The organism is Ignisphaera sp., from assembly GCA_038831005.1.
Lineage (GTDB): Archaea > Thermoproteota > Thermoprotei_A > Sulfolobales > Ignisphaeraceae > Ignisphaera.
Genome location: JAWBKZ010000002.1, coordinates 236,771 through 255,979 on the forward strand (window position 1 = coordinate 236,771; position 19,209 = coordinate 255,979).

At 36.6% G+C, this 19,209-nt stretch carries 16 protein-coding genes; 9 read left to right on the top strand and 7 right to left on the bottom strand.

Annotated elements, in window-relative coordinates:
* Positions 1-38 precede the first annotated feature (38 nt).
* The 7 genes from QXK50_02885 to QXK50_02915 all read left to right on the top strand — a co-directional run bounded on the left by QXK50_02885 (position 39) and on the right by QXK50_02915 (position 9,328).
* On the top strand, positions 39-1,526 hold the full coding sequence (locus QXK50_02885) for an ATP-binding cassette domain-containing protein (protein MEM2008107.1): 1,488 nt from the start codon (positions 39-41) through the stop codon (positions 1,524-1,526).
* The gene (locus QXK50_02890) at positions 1,498-2,571 is read left to right on the top strand and encodes an ABC transporter permease (protein MEM2008108.1); all 1,074 of its coding nucleotides are present in this window, start codon (positions 1,498-1,500) and stop codon (positions 2,569-2,571) included. The genes QXK50_02885 and QXK50_02890 overlap by 29 nt, the downstream gene beginning before the upstream one ends.
* Positions 2,568-3,458 (top strand): hypothetical protein, encoded by an 891-nt coding sequence (locus QXK50_02895; GenBank protein MEM2008109.1) that lies wholly within the window; start codon positions 2,568-2,570, stop codon positions 3,456-3,458. The genes QXK50_02890 and QXK50_02895 overlap by 4 nt, the downstream gene beginning before the upstream one ends.
* Positions 3,459-4,197: 739 nt before the next feature.
* Complete coding sequence (locus QXK50_02900; protein ID MEM2008110.1) at positions 4,198-5,103, top strand: ABC transporter ATP-binding protein; 906 nt, start codon at positions 4,198-4,200, stop codon at positions 5,101-5,103.
* On the top strand, positions 5,100-6,596 hold the full coding sequence (locus QXK50_02905) for an ABC transporter permease subunit (GenBank protein ID MEM2008111.1): 1,497 nt from the start codon (positions 5,100-5,102) through the stop codon (positions 6,594-6,596). Before QXK50_02900 ends, QXK50_02905 begins: the two co-directional genes overlap by 4 nt.
* 528 nt (positions 6,597-7,124) lie before the next feature.
* The gene (locus tag QXK50_02910) at positions 7,125-8,726 is read left to right on the top strand and encodes an NAD(P)H-hydrate dehydratase (protein MEM2008112.1); all 1,602 of its coding nucleotides are present in this window, start codon (positions 7,125-7,127) and stop codon (positions 8,724-8,726) included.
* Positions 8,727-8,746: 20 nt separating this feature from the next.
* Complete coding sequence (locus tag QXK50_02915; GenBank protein ID MEM2008113.1) at positions 8,747-9,328, top strand: molybdenum cofactor guanylyltransferase; 582 nt, start codon at positions 8,747-8,749, stop codon at positions 9,326-9,328.
* Between the two features lie 115 nt (positions 9,329-9,443).
* On the opposite strand, the gene QXK50_02920 is transcribed toward QXK50_02915, so the two are convergent.
* Positions 9,444-10,814, bottom strand: coding sequence for an RsmB/NOP family class I SAM-dependent RNA methyltransferase (locus QXK50_02920; GenBank protein ID MEM2008114.1), 1,371 nt, complete (start codon positions 10,812-10,814; stop codon positions 9,444-9,446).
* A gap of 146 nt (positions 10,815-10,960) precedes the next feature.
* Here QXK50_02920 and QXK50_02925 point away from each other — a divergent pair, with 146 nt between their 5' ends.
* The gene (locus QXK50_02925; GenBank protein MEM2008115.1) at positions 10,961-12,169 is read left to right on the top strand and encodes a PLP-dependent aminotransferase family protein; all 1,209 of its coding nucleotides are present in this window, start codon (positions 10,961-10,963) and stop codon (positions 12,167-12,169) included.
* Between the two features lie 73 nt (positions 12,170-12,242).
* Here the strand turns inward: QXK50_02925 and QXK50_02930 are convergent, their stop codons facing one another.
* Positions 12,243-12,599: a hypothetical protein gene (locus QXK50_02930; protein ID MEM2008116.1), complete on the bottom strand. Its 357-nt coding sequence runs from the start codon at positions 12,597-12,599 to the stop codon at positions 12,243-12,245.
* 363 nt (positions 12,600-12,962) lie between these two features.
* Here QXK50_02930 and QXK50_02935 point away from each other — a divergent pair, with 363 nt between their 5' ends.
* The gene (locus QXK50_02935; protein MEM2008117.1) at positions 12,963-13,607 is read left to right on the top strand and encodes a DUF973 family protein; all 645 of its coding nucleotides are present in this window, start codon (positions 12,963-12,965) and stop codon (positions 13,605-13,607) included.
* Positions 13,608-13,723: 116 nt separating this feature from the next.
* Here the strand turns inward: QXK50_02935 and QXK50_02940 are convergent, their stop codons facing one another.
* From QXK50_02940 to QXK50_02960, 5 genes are read right to left on the bottom strand one after another with little or no spacing between them, the layout of a single operon-like run.
* On the bottom strand, positions 13,724-14,650 hold the full coding sequence (locus QXK50_02940; GenBank protein MEM2008118.1) for an ABC transporter ATP-binding protein: 927 nt from the start codon (positions 14,648-14,650) through the stop codon (positions 13,724-13,726).
* Complete coding sequence (locus tag QXK50_02945; protein ID MEM2008119.1) at positions 14,643-15,596, bottom strand: ABC transporter ATP-binding protein; 954 nt, start codon at positions 15,594-15,596, stop codon at positions 14,643-14,645. The genes QXK50_02940 and QXK50_02945 overlap by 8 nt, the downstream gene beginning before the upstream one ends.
* Complete coding sequence (locus QXK50_02950) at positions 15,587-16,489, bottom strand: ABC transporter permease (GenBank protein ID MEM2008120.1); 903 nt, start codon at positions 16,487-16,489, stop codon at positions 15,587-15,589. The genes QXK50_02945 and QXK50_02950 overlap by 10 nt, the downstream gene beginning before the upstream one ends.
* Positions 16,486-17,502, bottom strand: coding sequence for an ABC transporter permease (locus tag QXK50_02955; GenBank protein MEM2008121.1), 1,017 nt, complete (start codon positions 17,500-17,502; stop codon positions 16,486-16,488). Before QXK50_02955 ends, QXK50_02950 begins: the two co-directional genes overlap by 4 nt.
* A gap of 4 nt (positions 17,503-17,506) precedes the next feature.
* Positions 17,507-19,177, bottom strand: coding sequence for an ABC transporter substrate-binding protein (locus QXK50_02960; protein MEM2008122.1), 1,671 nt, complete (start codon positions 19,175-19,177; stop codon positions 17,507-17,509).
* Between the last annotated feature and the right edge of the window lie 32 nt (positions 19,178-19,209).

A 19,209-nucleotide genomic window follows, 5' to 3' on the forward strand; every position in this document is an offset into this window, starting at 1 on the left:
AATCGCCGCTACAAATATTTTTTGCCTTGGGTATAAAAATGGCTTTTCTGAAGATTGTTAATGTAACTAAACGTTTTGGAAATATTATTGCTCTAGATAGAGTTACACTAGATGTCTATGAAGGTGAGATCCTAGGTGTTTTAGGTGAAAACGGTTCAGGTAAATCTACGTTAGCGAAAATAATTTATGGCATCTATACACCTGATAGCGGCTATATAGAATTCAATGGAGTTAAGATGAATCTTTCATCTCCTAGAGACGCTATAGAGAACGGCATAGTAATGATTAGCCAAAGACCTCAACTAGTTGAAGATCTATCCATAGCGGATAATGTTGCATTATTCTTGAAGATCTCACCTTCTATGGCCAAAAAAGTGACTCAATCTATTACGAAGAGATTTGAGATAGATATAGAGCCAGATGTCCCAGTTAATCTTCTTAGCTATACAGAGAAACAGTTTGTAGAACTTGTGAAAGCATTAAGCATTAAACCAAAACTGTTAATAGTTGATGAAGCTACTACATACCTTCCTAAAGAAGTTAGAGAAAGGTTTTATGGAGCATTAAAGATGTTTATATCTCTCGGTAGTTCAGCTATATTCATAACCCATAAAATAAATGAAGCTGTAGAAGTATGCGATAGAATAGCTATTCTTCGTAAAGGGAAGCTCGTAGATGTTTATCCAAATAATGGTGGACTTTCTGTTGAAGTTTTAAGAAAAACTATGTTTAATAAAGGTAGAGAGGTGATAACATCTTTTCCCAATGTCTCCGGCGATGATATTGGGAAACCAGTTCCTAAGACCTTCGATAAGGGTATACTGGAGATCGAGAATCTGGCTGTACTTGATGACTATGGTAGAAAAGCTGTCGAAGGTGTAAATCTATCTATTAGAAATGGAGAGATTCTATCTATAGTTGGTGTAGCTGGTAATGGTCAGAAAGAGCTTTGCGAAGGTATTATAGGTCTTAAGAAAGTAGTTGAGGGAAGAGTGCTTCTTGATGGTGTCGATATAACTGATGCACCTACATCTCGAAGAGTCGCTATGGGTCTTGGGTATCTACCAGAAGATCCGTTTAGAGATGGTGTTGTACTGGATTTGACTGTGGCTGAAAACCTTAAATTAGTAGCAGGTAGAGGAATTAGCAAGACAGATATATCTAGTATACTCAATAGTATGAGGATCTATCCACCAAATCCAAAGGTTAAGGTGTATAAGTTCTCTGGTGGAAATGTACAGAAAATCTCTATATCTAGACTAAAGCTTCTTCCTCTAAAGTGCATCATAGCTTATAACCCGACTAGAATGCTCGATGAAGCTAGTTCAAATTTTGTGAAGTTGGTGTTTAAGGATATGGCTGATAAAGGTGTAGGTATTCTGCTTGTTACTGAAGATGTTGATGAAGCTCTTGGACTAGCCAATAGGATTGCAGTTATTTCACGAGGCAAGATTGTCAAGATTTTTGATACAATTTCACCAAGTATTAGAGAAGAAATTGAGGAGGCTATGGTTCTCTATGGTTAAGGTAGCTATAGTTAGAAGAGAGCTACCGATTTGGAGCAATATTCTGCTTAGGATTAGCGTAGCTATAGGTGGAATAGCTCTAGCGGTATCTTCTCTAGCATTTCTATTAGGGATTCCCGTAGATTTGGTTGCTAGTAGAGTTATAGATGTGTTCATTAGACTAGATGCGCTTAGATATATGACGGTTTTCTTACCAACAGCACTAGGTCTAGCAATAGCGTTTCACGCAAAGTTGTGGAATCTAGGTGCTGAAGGACAAATAGTTCTAGGAGCAATAGGAGCTACATATATAGCTCTCTTTACACCAGTTGGTGAGGTCCCTTTTCTAGGTGCTACAGTATCTCTTGTTTTTGCCTCAATTGCTGGAGCTCTCTGGGCTTTAGTACCAGCACTACTTCGTACTTTCTTAGGAGTTAATGAAGCTCTTACAACCCTAATGATGAACTACATAGCGTATTACTTAGCTAACTACCTAGTCTATGGTCCATGGAGAGGAAGAACTGTGTATGGATATCCAGAAACAGACCCTATACCTACTCAATGTAGATTTCCGTGGTTCCCTGGCTATAGCTTCTCCATATATCCTCTAATCATATCGTTCGCTTTAGTTCCACTTGTGTATATGTTTCTCTATAAGACTAGAATAGGTATAGCTATAAGAGCTCTTGGATCTAGTGGAACAGCTGTAGAATTAAGCGGTATCTCGAGGAGAAAAGTGGCTATAATAGCTTTTGTTCTCTCTGGCGCATTAGCTGGTTTTGTAGGAGGTAACGAAGTGCTTATGTATCATAGAAAACTCGTACCGGGAGAGAAGATAGGTGCTGGAATGGGGTTCATATCTATTCTTGTTGTATGGTTTGCTGATCTCAATCCTCTTGTAGTACCTCTCGCTTCATACTATGTCTCATCTCTTCATTATCTGAGAATGGTTATACAGGTTGGAGAGTTAACAGAAGCTGTTGCACGATTCTTCGTGGGTTTGATATTTGTTCTCATGCTTTTATCGATATTCGTGGCTAGGTATAGAGTGGTGGTAAAGAGATGATAGATCTCGGGATATTGTTTGAAGAATTCTACCTATTTATTGCTCTAGCTGTTTTAGGTGATATAGTTGTAGAACGTAGTGGTGTACTAAACCTAGGAATAGATGGGTTCATAGTATTTGCTATAGCTTTAACATATACATGTACAGTTGTGTTCAATCCTATCGTGGCTCTAGCAATAACTCTAGCATCTGCTATAGTATACGCCATACTGATCTCTCTACTCATAAACGTAATGCATTTATCACATATATTATCAGGATTAGTACTCAATATGATCTTCTATGGATTAAGTGTTGTTGTAGGAAACATAGGGCTTTCTCTAGCCCCAATATACTTAAGAAGAAGAACACTTGTAGCACCTATAACACTAAATTGGGGCGTAATACTCTTGATATCTATAGCTGTATCTATAGCTATATGGTTATTCCTATACAGATCAAGAATAGGTGTGGCTATAAGAGCATGTGGATTCAATCCTAAGGCAGCAGATCATCTTGGTGTAAAGATGTGGAGAACAAGGTTTATAGCGTTAGCTCTAGGTTACATAGTTATAGCTTTTAGTGGATATGTATATACACTTCTATACAAAAAGTCTTGGTCTTCGTACATAGGCATGGGCTATGGATTTCTAACACTAGCTTTAGCTATGGCATCGCTATGGCATCCCCTAATAGCTTTAATACCTGTAACAATATTTAGCTATCTAGAGAGATCTCTCTACATATATCAACTCGAATACGGGATACCACAACAAATACTCTCAATGATACCATATATAGCATCTATAGCTTTTGTAACATTTGTAAGCGCATTGCCAATAAGCAAAAGGTTAGCTATACCTAGAGCACTAGGAGAAATATACTTTAAAGAAGAAAGAGCCGCATAGCATCTAGCAAAATACTAGATAATGTTTATACTTCGGAGCTACTATGTTTTAATTTCAGATGAAGTTCTATCTCTATTGCTAAGAACAATGAATCTTTATATGGATCAGACTATTCTAGATTTGGCCTTAGCCTTAGGGATTCTCTATCCATCTGCATGGTTAGAGCATTTATTTTCAGATAGACAATGTATTTAGGGTTGTTGCTAACAACTATATCCTTTCATTTCAATAATATTATCTCTTATTGTTGCTACACTTACAGATTTCTAGAAAGAGAATTCTGATTAGTTATCAATCACATAGACTTGAGGAGCAAAAAGTGATCGAAAGTCATTCACAGACAATAATAGAGAAGCTATTCTTAGAGGTAAGGTAAAGTTGACGAGATACATCTTTGTGGATTTCTTCACAATGGTTAATAATGTTACATAGATTCTGTAGGGTTTAGATTTTAATCTCCATAATCCAGCTTCTTTTTGTTACTCGGTATAAAGAATTCGTAGAAAGGTACTCTAGAGATGTATGTAGATTGTACAAGAAAGCTATGAGGAATGGTTTTTGCTCATAGTTATTTCATGGAATAGAGCATCACGGAAAATACTCTACAGAAGTGAGGAGTTTCTGAAGTGGAATAGGGGTATCTCAGCTGAAAAGGTATAGGTAGCAAACTGTGTTATCACTATAATCGTCTAGTTTTTATACCTCAGTATATTCGTTATGCATAGGAGTGTGGTGCTTTTTGATAGAAATTGATGGTATATCGAAGTCATTTGGTTCTTTAAAAGCCTTAGATAGAGTCTCATTCTCTGTTAAGAATGGAGAGATAGTTGGATATGTGGGTCTCAATGGTGCTGGAAAAACAACTACCATAAGGATATGCATAGGTGTTCTTAATCCTGACTCAGGTGATGTAAAGATAAATGGATATTCTATTACCTATGAGAAGAGAATTGCTTCTAGATATATTGGATGGGTTCCTGAGCTACCTATATTTGAGCTAGATGAAAAAGCCCTCAACTATTTTGTGTATCTAGCAGGTTACTACGGTATATCGTATACAGAAGCTAGATCCCTAGGTAGGAAACTTCTTGAAGAAGTAGGTCTAGGGAATGCATTAAACATGAAGTTAAAGAATTTTTCACTAGGAATGAAGAAAAGATTCGCATTAGCTGTATCGATGATCAATAACCCAAGCAACTTTCTATTTGATGAAGTGCTTAACGGTCTAGATCCCCAGGGAATAGCTTTTTTCAGAGAGCTTACTAAGAGATTCAAGAAAGAGAATAGAGCTGTTCTATTCTCATCACATATACTTAAAGAAGTTGAAGATATAGCGGATAAGGTTGTGTTCATACATAGAGGTAGGATCGTGAAGATAATGACCATAGACGAGATAAAGAGTATGGCGAAACCTAAATTCATTATCAAGATACCGAGTATTGATGAAAGAGCTATAGATATCCTCAAGAAATATGGAGACATAATTAATATAGATAGAGATACCATACATATAGAGAACATTTCTAGAGATATTTCAGAAATTGTTGAAGATCTTGTAAAGAAAGGTTATAGAGTTGAAGAATTCAAAAAAGAGGAAGCAAGTCTTGAAGATGTGTTCTTCAAAATCATAGGTGAAGCAAAATGAAGATACCTATACTCTATGACTTTAAGAGATCTTTTCTAAGAATATCAACAATAATTATCCTTGTGGTAGCCATAGCTCTAGGGATATCTCTATCTTATCTTACCTACATAATGCTTCTACGGACTCAATTAATCAATAGTGTAGCTCTGCACATCGAGAAAGACGGGGAATGCACAATCATAGGAACAATATTTGATAGAAAAGGAACATTAATAGATGGTGAAATAAACATTATTAGAAACGGTATGACTATCTATAGCACGAGTTCTAGAAAAGGTGTATACATGGCTACTGGTTCTCAATTATGTGGAGAAACTCCTGATTCTATAGAGATTAGAACTAATGTAATGAATTTCAATATAACGAGATACCGAGGAGAAAGAATATACCATCTCTACATATCTTTGTCAGGAATAGAGGAGAGATGGAAAGGAATTGAATTTCCTGAAGATACATTCTTTACTGTTTATGGTTCTCCAGATGCATGGATTTTTGTCAATGATACTATTGCTGTCTTTAAATTATTTACCATCAGCAGAAGAACAGGTCATTCAATTCTAATTGTATTGAGCGCAAATATTTCTTCCATAGATCTTAAACCAGATCTACTACTATACTACTCTACATATAGAGCTTTCTTATCAAGTGAAGATAGTTTTAAGAATCTATCTACGAGTTATAGAACTCTAGAGATCAAAAATATTGTTGAGGTCTACCATATTGATCTAGATCCATACAACGATACAATGATTCTAAGTCTTGAGAAAGAAGGTGCGATAGGTATGAACACTATATCGTATGGTGGAATTAGTTTTGAACAAATGTATATCGAGATGGCTTTAGGATCTGGAGGAATGAATATACTCGTAGCGTTTTTCCCGATAGTCATGATATACCTAGTCAATACACTTTTCGCTAAACCTAAAGAAAGTGGTGCACTAGAATTCATATTGGCTAGACCTGTAACTAGATTCGATATATACTTACTAAGATATTTATCTGGTGTACTAACAGCTTTATCATCAGCAACTCTATATGTTGTTTCTATAGCAGTATCTTCTGCAATTATTTTTGGAATAACTCTTGATATAACTAGCTACATAGTCTTAGCACTAGGTTTATCAGCGTCATTCATAATGTTCTATACATTATGTTATACATTAGCATCAGTAACACGTGGCAAAACCTATTTAGCTACAGCATTAGCTCTATACATACTTTTCGCATTTCTCTGGACTTTTATACAATTTGCAATTGCTTTAGCACTAAATATACCGTTAATTGGTAAAGAGTTTACAGAATTTAGTCACAGACTTAACCACATCAATCCCATAAACTATATAGATGTGGTCCAATACTTCATAAAATTGAAATACGATCTAACTCAAGAAATCTCTGTAGCTAATCCATACATATCTATTGCTGTACCTATAGCATGGATTACAGTACTCTTTATCATAGGTTACAAGATATTTAAGAAAATAGATCTATAACAATTATATATGATTATCAATATCACCCTAAATTATAGGGAACTGGTTATAGGGGTTCATTAGAATGTATATCTCGAAGATAGTGAAAACATTTTATGGCTTATATTAAATCTTTAAATATTCAGATACATAGATATCTAGGAATAATGTGGTTATAAAAATCTGTTCCACAAGTATCGTAAGGACGATCTCTATATAGACTGCAGTTTATATAGCATCCCAATATATTGCTAGAACTAGTGTGTAACCAAGATACTGGATGTGTTAAACTTTCTTTTAGAATTTTGATAAGCGCTAGAAGAGACTCTAGCTCTATTAGATACTTCGTGTTTCTATAGGTTCATTCTCTATGTTTTAGCTAAACAGTTCTCGTGTAGCATCTAATGTATATTAAGATGATCATCAAGTATAATGGCACTACTATTGATTATCGATATAGGTTATATTTTTGTAGATACACTCTAGTTCCACAGCAATTTTAGAAGAACGCAGATTTTTAATGTAGACTAGATATATCTCGGTGATTGAATGTTGTCAAAATATGTGTTGAAGATCTGTAGTGTTGAAGAGATGAAGAGAATTGATGAAGATACTGCAAAAATTTGTGGTATAGATCATCTTCTGCTTATGGAGGATGCAGGTTCAGCTGTTTTCTCGGCTATAGTTAAGGAAATTGGTGATGTTCTTTATAAGAGATTTCTTGTTGTAGCTGGTACAGGAAATAATGGTGGTGATGCTCTTGTTGCTGGTAGAAGGATCTACTCAGCTGGAGGAGATGTGAAGGTGGTTGTTGTTGGTGATGTTTCGAGAGCTACTGAGTTATGTAGAAAGAATCTAGAGCTTGTTAAGGCCTTGGGTATAGAGGTTGTAAATGTGTCTACTTCAGAAGAATTGGATAGATTGAGGAAACTTCTTGATTGGTGTGAATATGTGGTTGTAGGTCTTATAGGTATAGGTTTGAGGGGAGAGGTGAGGGGTCTATATAGAGAGGTTATAGAGGAGATAAATAGGTGGGGCAAACCTGTCGTAAGTATCGATATTCCTTCTGGTATCGATGGAAATAACGGGCTTGTTAGAGGTGTTGCTATTAAATCTTGGCTAACTGTTACATTGGGTCTACCTAAGTATGGAAACATTCTGTATCCTGGATACAGTTACTGTGGTAAGCTGTATGTATCTTTTCTATCGTATCCACGTAACCTTCTAGAAGATATAAAGACAGAACTGAATACACCTATACAACCTCCAGAAAGAGTTAAGTGGGGACATAAAGGTGTGTTTGGGAAGTTTCTAGCTGTTGCTGGTTCTAGATATTACTATGGTGCACCATACTATGTATCTTACTCTTTTCTTAAAGCAGGTGGAGGTTACTCTAGATTAGCTACACCTAAATCAGTTGTACCATATATTGCTGCTAGATGTAGTGAGGTAGTTTATATACCTCTTGAAGAAACAGCTGAAGGATCTATAGCTCTCAGTAATCTCGAACATATTCTGGATATTGTAGAAGAATACAGTATAGATATAGTTGCTGTAGGTCCTGGTATATCTCTCAATCAAGAATCTCAACAACTTGTCAGAGAACTTATTACACATATAGATAGACCTGTTATAGTTGATGGTGACGGTATAACAGCTGTAGCAAGAGATATAGAAATCATTAGGAAGAGGAAAGCACAAACAGTAATAACGCCTCATCTAGCTGAATTCTCTCGTTTGATAGGTCTCGAAATCAAGAATATCCAAGAAAATCCTATAGGCATTCTTAGAAAATCATGTAGAGAATTAAATGCATATATAGTGCTTAAAGGTGCTCATAGCCTTATAGGGTACCCAGATGGCTATGTATATATAAATATGACTGGAAACCCCGGAATGGCTAAAGCTGGTTCAGGTGATGTTTTAACAGGAGCTATAGCGGCTATGTATGGTATAGGTTATAGAGATATAGGATTGGCAACAAGAATGGGTGTGCTTATACATGGATTAGCAGGTGATTTAGCAGCAGATGATATTGGTGAAGATGGTGTAACACCAGACGATATAATGAACTATCTACCTAGAGCTGTGAAACTATTGAGAGAGAATCATAGAGCTATAATAGATAGATACTTCCCCAAACTTGTTTGATGAACCCATAGAGTGGTTTAATGATATCTGTAGCTGTTTTAGCTGGAGGAAGCTCCACTAGATTCTTTGTGAATAAGCTCTTCTATCCTTTTAAAGGTAGACCTCTGATTATGTACATAATTGAGCGCCTTGGATTATGTAGAAACGTTATGAAGGTTATAGCCATAGCTTCCCCATATAATGTACATAATCTAGTCGATCTAGGTGTAGAGACAGTTGTAGACAATCTGTGTATAGGACCTATTGGAGGTATATATATAGCCACAAAGATGTTTAATAGAGTTCTTGTTATAGGAGGTGATATGCCTAACATTAGCTGTAGCTATATAGAGAAGATAGATGAATTATGTGTTAAAGATGCCTATGCATGTATACCAACTTGGGGAGGAGTATATATGGAGCCTCTTGCAGCAATATACACCAATAAGATAACTAATATAATTGAATACGGTATAGCAAGTACTGAATACAGTATACAGAGACTGTTAAGGAAACTTAAAGTAGATGTACAGTTCATACATATAGATACAGAATTAAGCGAGTATAGAGAGGTCTTTAGAAGTATCAATACTCTAGAAGATATAGAAGAGATAATGGGTTAAGAAGCATTCAAGATATAGTGGATAGGCAAAATCGTGATATGTATACTAATAATCTTCGCTCTATGCATAATCATGTTAAATATTAATTGTATCTGGTATCCAGCTAGCATCATCCTCATTGTTTTTTCTCTAGAAGTGCGTAAAAGAATCCGTTGACAGAATGTCTATGAGGCCACGCTCTCATTGTGCCTTTGAGAAAGCCGGGATCGAAGGGTCTAGTTAATGGTATAAGAAACACTTTATCGCTATATCTATCAAGAATGTATCTAATAACGTCTTCACCTTCTTCTCTAAATATAGAACATACAGTATACAGTATTCTTCCACCAGGTTTCACAAGCTTTATAGCTGTCTCTAGAAGCTCTATCTGAAGTCTCTGAACATCATCTATTCTTTCATAGACAACTCTCCACCTAACTTCATGATTCTTCGCTATAGTTCCTGTAGATGTGCAAGGAGGATCAACAAGAACTTTGTCTGCCACATCTTCACCAATTATTTTTGAAGCTTTTCTTCCATCCTCTTCATACACCTTAACAATATCTATTCCTGTTTTATTCAGAAGCTTCTTCATCCTGGCTATCCTATTCTTATCTATATCGAAAGCATATATAGTTCCATTATTATTCATAAGCTCAGCCATATACTCAGTCTTTCCTCCTGGTGCAGCACATAGATCTACAACTATTTCACCTGGTTTTGGATCAAGTACAATAGAGGCTACAGCTGATGCCTCATCTTGAATAACTATCTTACCCTCATTGAATAGCCTAGATCTATTGAAATCATAAGGCCCTCTAAACTTCACTACAGTTGGTACATATCTACCTACTACTGGTTCTAAACCTTCTTCTCTAAGTGTTTTAACAACTTCATCAACCGATGCTTTGAGTATATTGACTCTAACACTTATCGGAGGAACTCTGTTTACAGCTTGAAGAAACTTCTTTGTCTCTTCTCTGCCCATAAGCTCTACAAGCTTCTTTATAATGAATTCAGAAACTAGGTATCTATATTCCCATTTAAGGTAGAGATCTCTAGGTTCATATCTATAGGTAGCTAATCGGTCAACAAGTTTCCAGAAGTACATACCCACATAAGGGTGTGTAATATTGGATAGAAAACTAGCTACAGGTCCCTTCAAATACTTTATAAACAGATTTCTAGTATCTCTATCTCTATCTCTAACGAATTTCTCGAAAACGAGTAGCTCTATAGCTACTCTTAAAGCAGCTCTTAACCAAGGATCTAGTACAGCTATATCACTAACATTGGTAAACTCTATAGCTATTCTATCTATTATACCCATACGTCTCCATATATCGTAGAATATAGCTGTCAAGATTCTATCTTTATATGTACCAGCGATACCTTCTTCCTCGAATACCTTTCTTTTAGCTTGTTGACTAGGCTTTACTTCTTCACCATATCTAGTAGCTTTAATAAGGGCAATGATATCTCTCGGAACTATTGTTATAATACTCATACCTCATCATCTGTACTACAGCATCTCCTGCACTATCTATATATCGATCTAAAGTTTTGTGGATTACGTAGATTTAACGTTTTTAAAATGTTTTTATATTCATAAACAGATTTATTCTGGAGTTCTACAACATTTGCGGAAGAATTATGATAGACTATAAAAAGTATAGATCAAGAGATGGAGAACATGTAGCTTCAATAGTAGCTAGATACTCGCTTCAGTTTCTAGAAGATAAATCGATAATAAGTTTTGCTGGAGGGTTACCAGATCCCTCCACATTTCCTATAGTAGAGCTCAAGAGGATAGTGATAGAGGTTCTAGAGAGTTATGGAGCTGATGCTCTTCAGTATATGCCAAGTAGAGGTATATCGATATACATGAATGAGTTAGTAGACTTTCTCTATAGGACGCGGGGAATAAAGGCATCGCTAGAGAATGTTTTAGTGACAACAGGTTCTCAACAAGCCATAGATATTGTGGCTAGAATGTATTTAGATGAAAACGATGTGGTTGTTGTTGAGGAGCCTACCTATATAGCTGCACTTAATGTATTTAGAGCTAGAAAACCTAGGTTCATTGGTATTCCAATAGATGATGAAGGTATGAAGACAGAAATTCTTGTAGAAAAACTTAGGAGGCTTAGATCCGATGGAGATAAGGTTAAGATCGTCTACACAGTTCCTACAGCTCAAAACCCATCGGGTGTAACACTATCTATTGAGAGAAGAAAGCATCTAATTGAGCTTGCTGAAGAATTTGATTTCCTGATAATCGAAGATGATGCATATGGTTTAGTGATATTTGATGAAGGTACCTCAGTCCCCCCACTCTACACACTAGATAGATCTGGAAGAGTTATCTACATAGGTTCATTAAGTAAGGTACTGACACCAGGTCTTAGACTAGGTCATATCATAGCAGCTAAAGAAGTTATAGATAGTCTCGAGACGTTTAAACAGATAGCAGATCTACATACACCTTCATTCAATCAATACATAGCTGCTTTTGCGTTGAGGGAAAGAATCATAGAGAAGAATATAGAGAAGATAAAGTCTATCTATAGATTAAAGAGAAACACAATGATAGAATCCATAGAGGAGTACTTTCCAAAAGAAGCTTGGTGGACAAAACCTATAGGAGGTATGTTTGTATGGGTTAAACTCAATAGAGATATAGATACAGAGAAACTTCTACCTAAGGCATTCAGTAGAGGCGTTCTCTATGTACCTGGAAAAGGGTTCTACCACAACGAAAATGGTCACGATACAATGAGACTCAACTTCACATACCCAACAGTTGAACAGATAAGAATAGGGATAGAGAGATTATCAGAAGTAATCAGAAACGAAGAATAATTTGAGAAAAAGTCTATAGCCAAAGATCTACAAAAATTTAACTCACACAATCTCACTACTCTTTTGACGAGTTTTAGCGTATCATGCTACTATCTATCTTTATTAGACCCATGTTCTCAGCTATTTCTAGAATCCATCCAGCAATATCTCTAGCCACAATATCTACAGCAATCTCTTCATCAATATCGCTACCTAAAGCCTCTCTAACAGCCTCTTTAGCAGCTTCTCTATGCACTCTAGCCACAATTCTAGCAATAAGCTCTTCTAAAACATCTAAAAACTTTTTTCTACCAGAGGATACAAGCCTCACAACAAAATCCATATCACTTGAACTCGGTAAATACAGAGATTTATCTACCCCCATCTTCTCTAACAAATCAAAATACTTCTCCAATACTGTATAGTTCTTAACAAGCTTACCTGAAGACATAAACAACAACAATAGATCCCATTGAAAGATAGATGAATCTAGAGCTAATAAATATGCATGAACCGGTAAAAAGAAAATATTTTTAAACATCAAACCTTAAAAGATAAAGTGGGAAGGCTCTCAGACGCTCCGTAGATACGGAGAGAATGAAGAGAGAAGCCGACGGGGTCGCACACCCCCACATACACAATACCTATGTGTCACACACTTATGCAATTCTGTCAAGTATAAGTTTCCACATTGATACAAAGCTCTATATCACAATATCTATCTATATATCTATCTATAATACTTAACCAGTCTATAGAAAGTAAAGTTTATATAAGAGAAACCATAGCTAGATAGAGAGTGAGGTACAGAAAAATGGAATCATCACAATCTTCTGTAAGTACAGAAAGTAAGTCCATAGCTATAGAGGGGCTCAGGAAACTCAGGACAGGAGCCATAATATTCATAGTAGCAACACTACTGGTAGGTGCCACACTTATAGTGGCAATATCTGCAATACTGGCAACAGCCTTTGCTGAAGGCGAGACGGGGGTGCTCATGGGTTTAACTACGGTGCTAGGATTAGCTATAGTTGGTTTCATACTGAATTTGGTTGGTCTATTCGGATTTATGATTCCAGGTGTATCAAAATTAGTGAAATGGAATGAGAAGTTCTCTACATCTTCAAAACTCCTAAAGATAGGGTATGGTGGAGGAATAGTACTACTGTTAATAGCCATAATAATCATTCTTGCTGGTGCATTTGCGTTAAACCCTGGAATCATTTTGGGGGGTTTAGCATTAGCAGTTATAGGGGGTATAGTGCTCTTTATTGGTTACATAGGTTTGATAATTCTATCATTTAAACTCAACGATATATTTAAAGTTACTTCATTAATGGTGGCAGGCATACTATTCGTAATAGGTATATTTGTGGGTATATTGCAGTTTGTGGCATGGATATTAATGTTTGTAGGTCTTGGATCGGCGATAGAGAAGTTAGAGAGTGGGAGTGTATAAGTAATTTAACTATTTTTACTGGTACTCTAACATTCATAAACAGATTTTGGTGCTTTTTTCTAGTGTTGTATATGGGGTGTTTAGAGTATTTGCTTATTAACCTATGTTGATAGTTATTACTTAAGATCTGTATATCTCCAACAGTATATGTATCTATTGTTTATTCTGGTTTTTGGCGGTGATGTGGTTTCACATTTATTTGTTTTCCATGGACACCAGCCAGTTATTGGGCATAGATTGTTGTTTATTGTTGTTTTGTTTATTGTTTTCTCTGGGTTTAGGAGTAGTTGGGTATAGGGATGTAGTGATTCTTTCAGTATTTCTTCTGTTGGTCCTTCTTCAACTATTTTTCCTGAAGCTATTACAGCTATTCTATCCGCTATGTAGCCCACAACATCTATATCATGTGAAACGAATGCATAGGTTAGTCCGAGTTCTTCTTTAAGATCTTTCAACATGTTCAGTATCTGTGCCTGTATAGAGATGTCTAGATTACTTGTTGGTTCATCTAGTAGAACCAGCCTGGGTTTTGAGATAATGGCTCTGGCTATAGCTATTCTCTGTAGCATTCCTCCACTAAGTTCTTTGGCATACATCTTCCTTATTGATCGATCTAGATCGAGCATTTCGAGAACTAGGTCTATTCTTCTATCTATATCGCTTTTGGCTATGCCTAGAGATTTTAGTGGTTCTGTTAAAACATCTTCTATACTCATCTTCGGATTTATGGATTGACTCGGTTCTTGAGGTACATAGCTTATCTCTTTTGCTATCTTTTTCCTATCTCTAGGCTTGAGCTTGAGTAGATTTATACCTTGGTACAGAATTCTACCTCTAGCAGGTTTAACAAATCCTAGTATAGCTCTCAATATAGTTGATTTACCGCTACCACTACCTCCAACAATTCCAAGAACAGTTCTAGAGGATACTTCTAGATCTATACCTTTTAAAACCCATACCTTTCTATAACCAAACTTGAGGTTCCCGATAGGAACCACATAGTATATATGTAGATCTTCTATTTTAAGCAATGGATCATTCATAATATCTCCAACACCTAATCAAACGGTTTCCTAAAGCTATTAGTGGAGGTTCTTCAATTCTACATCTATTGAAGACATAAGGACATCTAGGGACAAACTTACAGCCCTGGGGATATCTTCCTGGTGGAGGTGGCATGCCGGGGATATCTGTTAATCTTTCTCTAGCTAACCTCTTTGGATAAGCTTTAAGCAGAAGCTCTACATAAGGATGTCTAGGATTCTGAAGAACATCAGAAGCAGATCCTTCTTCAACAATTCTTCCAGCATAGATAACAGCTACTCTATTGCATACATATTGTGCTATAGGGATTTCATGTGTTATAAAGATCATTGTTAGTTCCCATTCTCTTTGGAGCTTCTTCAGGAGAGAAGCTATTGCATGTTTTAGATATGCATCAAGTGATGATGTGGGTTCATCTGCAACAATTATCTTAGGTTCTGGTGCAAGTGCTAAAGCTATAGCGGCTCTTTGTTTCATTCCTCCACTAAGTTGATGGGGATACATATCATATACTTCTCTATCTAACATAACCTCAGATAGAAGCTCTAGAGTCTTTGCTTTAACTTCTCTATCTGATAGATTCCGAAAATAGTTTTTCACAGCTATATCTAGCTGATCACCTATAGTCATGTATGGATTTAGAGCTGAAGCTGGATCCTGGGGTATCTTTACAACAATCTTTCCTCTAATTCCATTGAATCTTCTAACACCTTCATCTATGACGTTTTTATCCATAACTATGAGCTTACCATGTGTATATGCATAAGGTGGTAATAGTCCTGCTATAGCGTTCCCTATAGTTGATTTACCACAACCAGATTCACCTATGAGGCAGTACGTTATATTACTCTCTATACTCATGTTGAGGTCTTCTACAACCCATGCTATACCTTCGTCTAATTCATAGCCTATATAGAGCTTCGAGCTCTTTACGGCTAGAACCATAGCCACCACCTCTTCTTCAATACTGGATGGTGTTCCTCGTAGATCGCTTCACCAAATACTGTAAACACTATAGCTATAGTGGCAAGAACTATAGAAGGTGCTAAGAATGTCCATGGCGCTCTAGCTAGATCCCTTAAACTATATGCTATCATCATACCTAGATCTGGCTCCTCTATAGAGGTTATACCTATCCCGAATAGGAATGTTATTGTAGAGATTTCTAAAACTACGCTACCCATGTCGCTTAAAGCTTCTATAAGCATTGGTGCAAGTATGTTAGGAGCTATATGCTTTATTATAACATATCCTTTTGATAGACCGTAGTATAGAGGTAACTTGACGAAGTCTAGTTCTTTGAGATTTCGTGCCTGTATGTATGCTATTCTTGCATACCATGGGAACCAAGTAACGATTAGTGCTACAACTATACTGGTTAGGGTACCCCCCATGAGTATCGCTAGTAGAGCTGCTAAAAGAACTGATGGTAGAGCTAATAGAAGCTCTATGAGGTATGATAGAGATATCTCTATAGGTTTAGGCAAAAGCGTGGCTGTAGACCCTATAGCTATACCTAGTAGAAGACTCACGAAAGCCACAACAATGCTTGGATATAGAGCTCTACTTAATGCGAAAAGTATTCTGCTTAATAAATCTCTTCCAAAGCTATCGGTACCCAGTAGGTGTTCTGGAGAAGGAGGTAGAAGTGCTCTAGATCTATCTACATCTAGACCGAGACCTTGCCTAGGATAGGGAGCTATATGTGGACCTAGGATAGCTAGTAAGAATACAAATGTCATGGCTACTGAGGCTATCCTGAAGGAGTATCTCTTTCTCCAAGTTCTACTCAATATTGATAGAATATCATGTACAACCACGTAAATGCTTCTAATCATATCTGCACCCTAGGATTCGTAATAGCTTGAATAACATCAGCTAACGTGTTCGTGATTATGAGCACTATGGCTGTAAATACTGTAGCTCCTATAAGTAGTGGAAAATCTGAAGCAACAATAGCTCTCGAGACTAAGTTTCCTAAACCTTCTCTAACGAAGACATTTTCAACAACCATTGCCTCAAGAAGTAAGTAAGAAAACATAAGTCCAATTAGTTGAGCTACAACAGAGATGATGTTTGGGTATGCGTATCTTCTTACAATACTTTTTCTGTCTATTCCTAGAGATATGGCCTGTCTAACATATTCTTCTTCAAATGTTTCAGATAGAGATACCCTGATTACTCTAGTAAGAACACCTATAGGGTATGTAGATAGTGCTAAAGCTGGTGGTAAAAGCCTCAATAAGCTATCCACAAATACATCTATTCTTCCACTAATGATAGAATCTATTGTTATGAATCCTGTTAATCCTCTAAATGTTGCATAACTTGGTGAAGTTCTTAGACCTAAGAAGCTGTATCCAGATAGATATAGAATGAGATAGAGAATTCCCGCCACCATAAATCTTGGGCTACCAGCAAAAACAACAGATATATAGTATACCAATCTATCGATATAACTTCCTCTACGAAGAGCTACAGTAGTCCCTAGCCATAGTGCTATCGGTATAGCTATAATAAAGGAATATACCACAAGTTCTAGAGAAGCCATAAAACTTCTAGCAACAAGATTGAGTACAGGTAGCTTGAATTGAACAGATGTTCCCCAATCTCCTGTAAAGAATCTATATACATGTATAGCTATACGGGTATAGAGAGGTAGATCAAGACCTAGATACTCTCTTGCTTTCTCAATAGCTATAGATGCCTGAGGTCCACGAGGTTTTCCAGCCCATACAAGAGCAGGATCACCTGGAGCAAAATTGATGAGGAGAAACGTTATAACTATGGTGCCAAGTATTAGGAATAATGATGCAAAAAATCTTTTCAGAAGATAGTTTAGTGACAACATTTTGCTATAGCTTCACCTCAACATACTGGAAGAATATAGTGTATGTGTATAGCGGGTTTATTGCTTCATATCTTATCACCACGTGTCTAGGATCGTATACATATATGTGTTGCATATCCCAAAGATTAACAGCAGGCGTATCTTCGAAAACAATTTCTAGAACTTTTTCATAGAGAGATAACGATTTATCTATATCTTGGAGCGAGGTATAGTAAGCTTCGTAAAGCAGTTCATCGAATTCTTTATTGCAGTATCCAGCCCAATTCCAGTAATTATACACACCTTCTTCAGGCTCAAGACACTCAAGAAGACTGAAGTAATCATAAGGCACCATATATGTTGGCCACCAGTCATTTATAATTATGTGTGGTGCTGATTCAGGATCACTCCAGACAGCTTCTCCCTGCTGTTTGACTTGTTGCCAAGGTAGAGGCTTTATAAGGAGGTTTATGCCTAATGTTGATAGAGCTTCCTTAAGCATTTTGGCGAAAACTTCTTCTTCTTCATATCCTTGCGTTATGACGATCTCTAAATCTATCTTTTTATCTAGAAGCCTTACTCTTTCGAGAAGTTCTCTAGCTTTCTCTAGATCTTGATTCAACTCCCATTTCTTGCTATATCCTGGAAAACCATATGGTATTAATCCACTTCCCTTTCTACCGTAGCCCATGAGTGCTTGCTCCACAATTCTATTCCATGGTATAGCATAGACTATAGCTTTCCTGAACTCAGTTATATTTGTTGGCCATCTCTTTGTGTTAAACATCATTATGAAGTTATGGAAAGTATCAACAACATGGATTTTGTAGCCATCTTTCTCTAAACTGTTTAGCGATCCTCTAGGTACGGATGAAGCAATATCTATGTGTCCTGTTCTAAGCATTCTTTCTTGGCTTCCCGGATCTTCAACAATCTTTATTATGACGATATCGGGTGCATCTGGATTGTTTATCTCTCTCCATCCCCACCAATTCTCAAACTTACGTAGAACCACTATATTCTCTGGCTCGTATCTCTCGAGTCTGTATGGTCCTGAACCAAGGGAGTTTCCAGAATTAAACCATTCGGTAAGTTTTTCAGATAACATATCGTCTGCTTTACTGAGCTCTAGAATCCTTCTACTGTATATAAATGCTGAATAAGCAGCTGCAAGAGATACCCTTATATCACATGAGTATAGTGTAGTTATATAGAGAGTTTTGTTGTCTACCACATCTATCTCATCTAAACAATCCCATATATAGCCAAGTCCTAGACCTTTTTCTTCATACATAAGCTTTGATCTCCATATACTGAAATTGACATCGTATGCTGTAACAGGTGATCCATCATGAAACTGTGCATCTCTTAAAACAATTCTCCAGGTGTTTTCATCAACTCTATCGATTTCTCTAGCTAATACATACTGATACTCATTTCTAATAGGATCATATCTCAGGAGAGTTTCATATACTAGGTGAAGCACTATTATACCTGTGTCATCCTCTATACTTGGATCTATGCCTGTTATAGCATCTCTATAAGCGTAGATAATGTTCTTCTCTAGTGGGCTGGGAACTTCATGATCTGGGTATGTCGATCTACTTGATTGGGAGAAGTAGCTATATAGAATAACAATAGTGATTGTGGCTACAATTACTACAGCTATTGATGCATATATCTTTTTTCTGTTCACCTTAGACCCAGAGAGGCTAGCATATACCACTA

What these genes read in the sequence shown, in the direction of transcription:
- QXK50_02885 (MEM2008107.1), top strand. Translation starts at nt 39, where the DNA reads ATGGCTTTTCTGAAGATTGTTAATGTAACTAAACGTTTTGGAAATATT.
- QXK50_02895 (MEM2008109.1), top strand. Translation starts at nt 2,568, where the DNA reads ATGATAGATCTCGGGATATTGTTTGAAGAATTCTACCTATTTATTGCT.
- QXK50_02905 (MEM2008111.1), top strand. Translation starts at nt 5,100, where the DNA reads ATGAAGATACCTATACTCTATGACTTTAAGAGATCTTTTCTAAGAATA.
- QXK50_02910 (MEM2008112.1), top strand. Translation starts at nt 7,125, where the DNA reads ATGTTGTCAAAATATGTGTTGAAGATCTGTAGTGTTGAAGAGATGAAG.
- QXK50_02915 (MEM2008113.1), top strand. Translation starts at nt 8,747, where the DNA reads ATGATATCTGTAGCTGTTTTAGCTGGAGGAAGCTCCACTAGATTCTTT.
- QXK50_02920 (MEM2008114.1), bottom strand. Translation starts at nt 10,814, where the DNA reads ATGAGTATTATAACAATAGTTCCGAGAGATATCATTGCCCTTATTAAA.
- QXK50_02925 (MEM2008115.1), top strand. Translation starts at nt 10,961, where the DNA reads ATGATAGACTATAAAAAGTATAGATCAAGAGATGGAGAACATGTAGCT.
- QXK50_02930 (MEM2008116.1), bottom strand. Translation starts at nt 12,599, where the DNA reads ATGTCTTCAGGTAAGCTTGTTAAGAACTATACAGTATTGGAGAAGTAT.
- QXK50_02935 (MEM2008117.1), top strand. Translation starts at nt 12,963, where the DNA reads ATGGAATCATCACAATCTTCTGTAAGTACAGAAAGTAAGTCCATAGCT.
- QXK50_02940 (MEM2008118.1), bottom strand. Translation starts at nt 14,650, where the DNA reads ATGAATGATCCATTGCTTAAAATAGAAGATCTACATATATACTATGTG.
- QXK50_02945 (MEM2008119.1), bottom strand. Translation starts at nt 15,596, where the DNA reads ATGGTTCTAGCCGTAAAGAGCTCGAAGCTCTATATAGGCTATGAATTA.
- QXK50_02950 (MEM2008120.1), bottom strand. Translation starts at nt 16,489, where the DNA reads ATGATTAGAAGCATTTACGTGGTTGTACATGATATTCTATCAATATTG.
- QXK50_02955 (MEM2008121.1), bottom strand. Translation starts at nt 17,502, where the DNA reads ATGTTGTCACTAAACTATCTTCTGAAAAGATTTTTTGCATCATTATTC.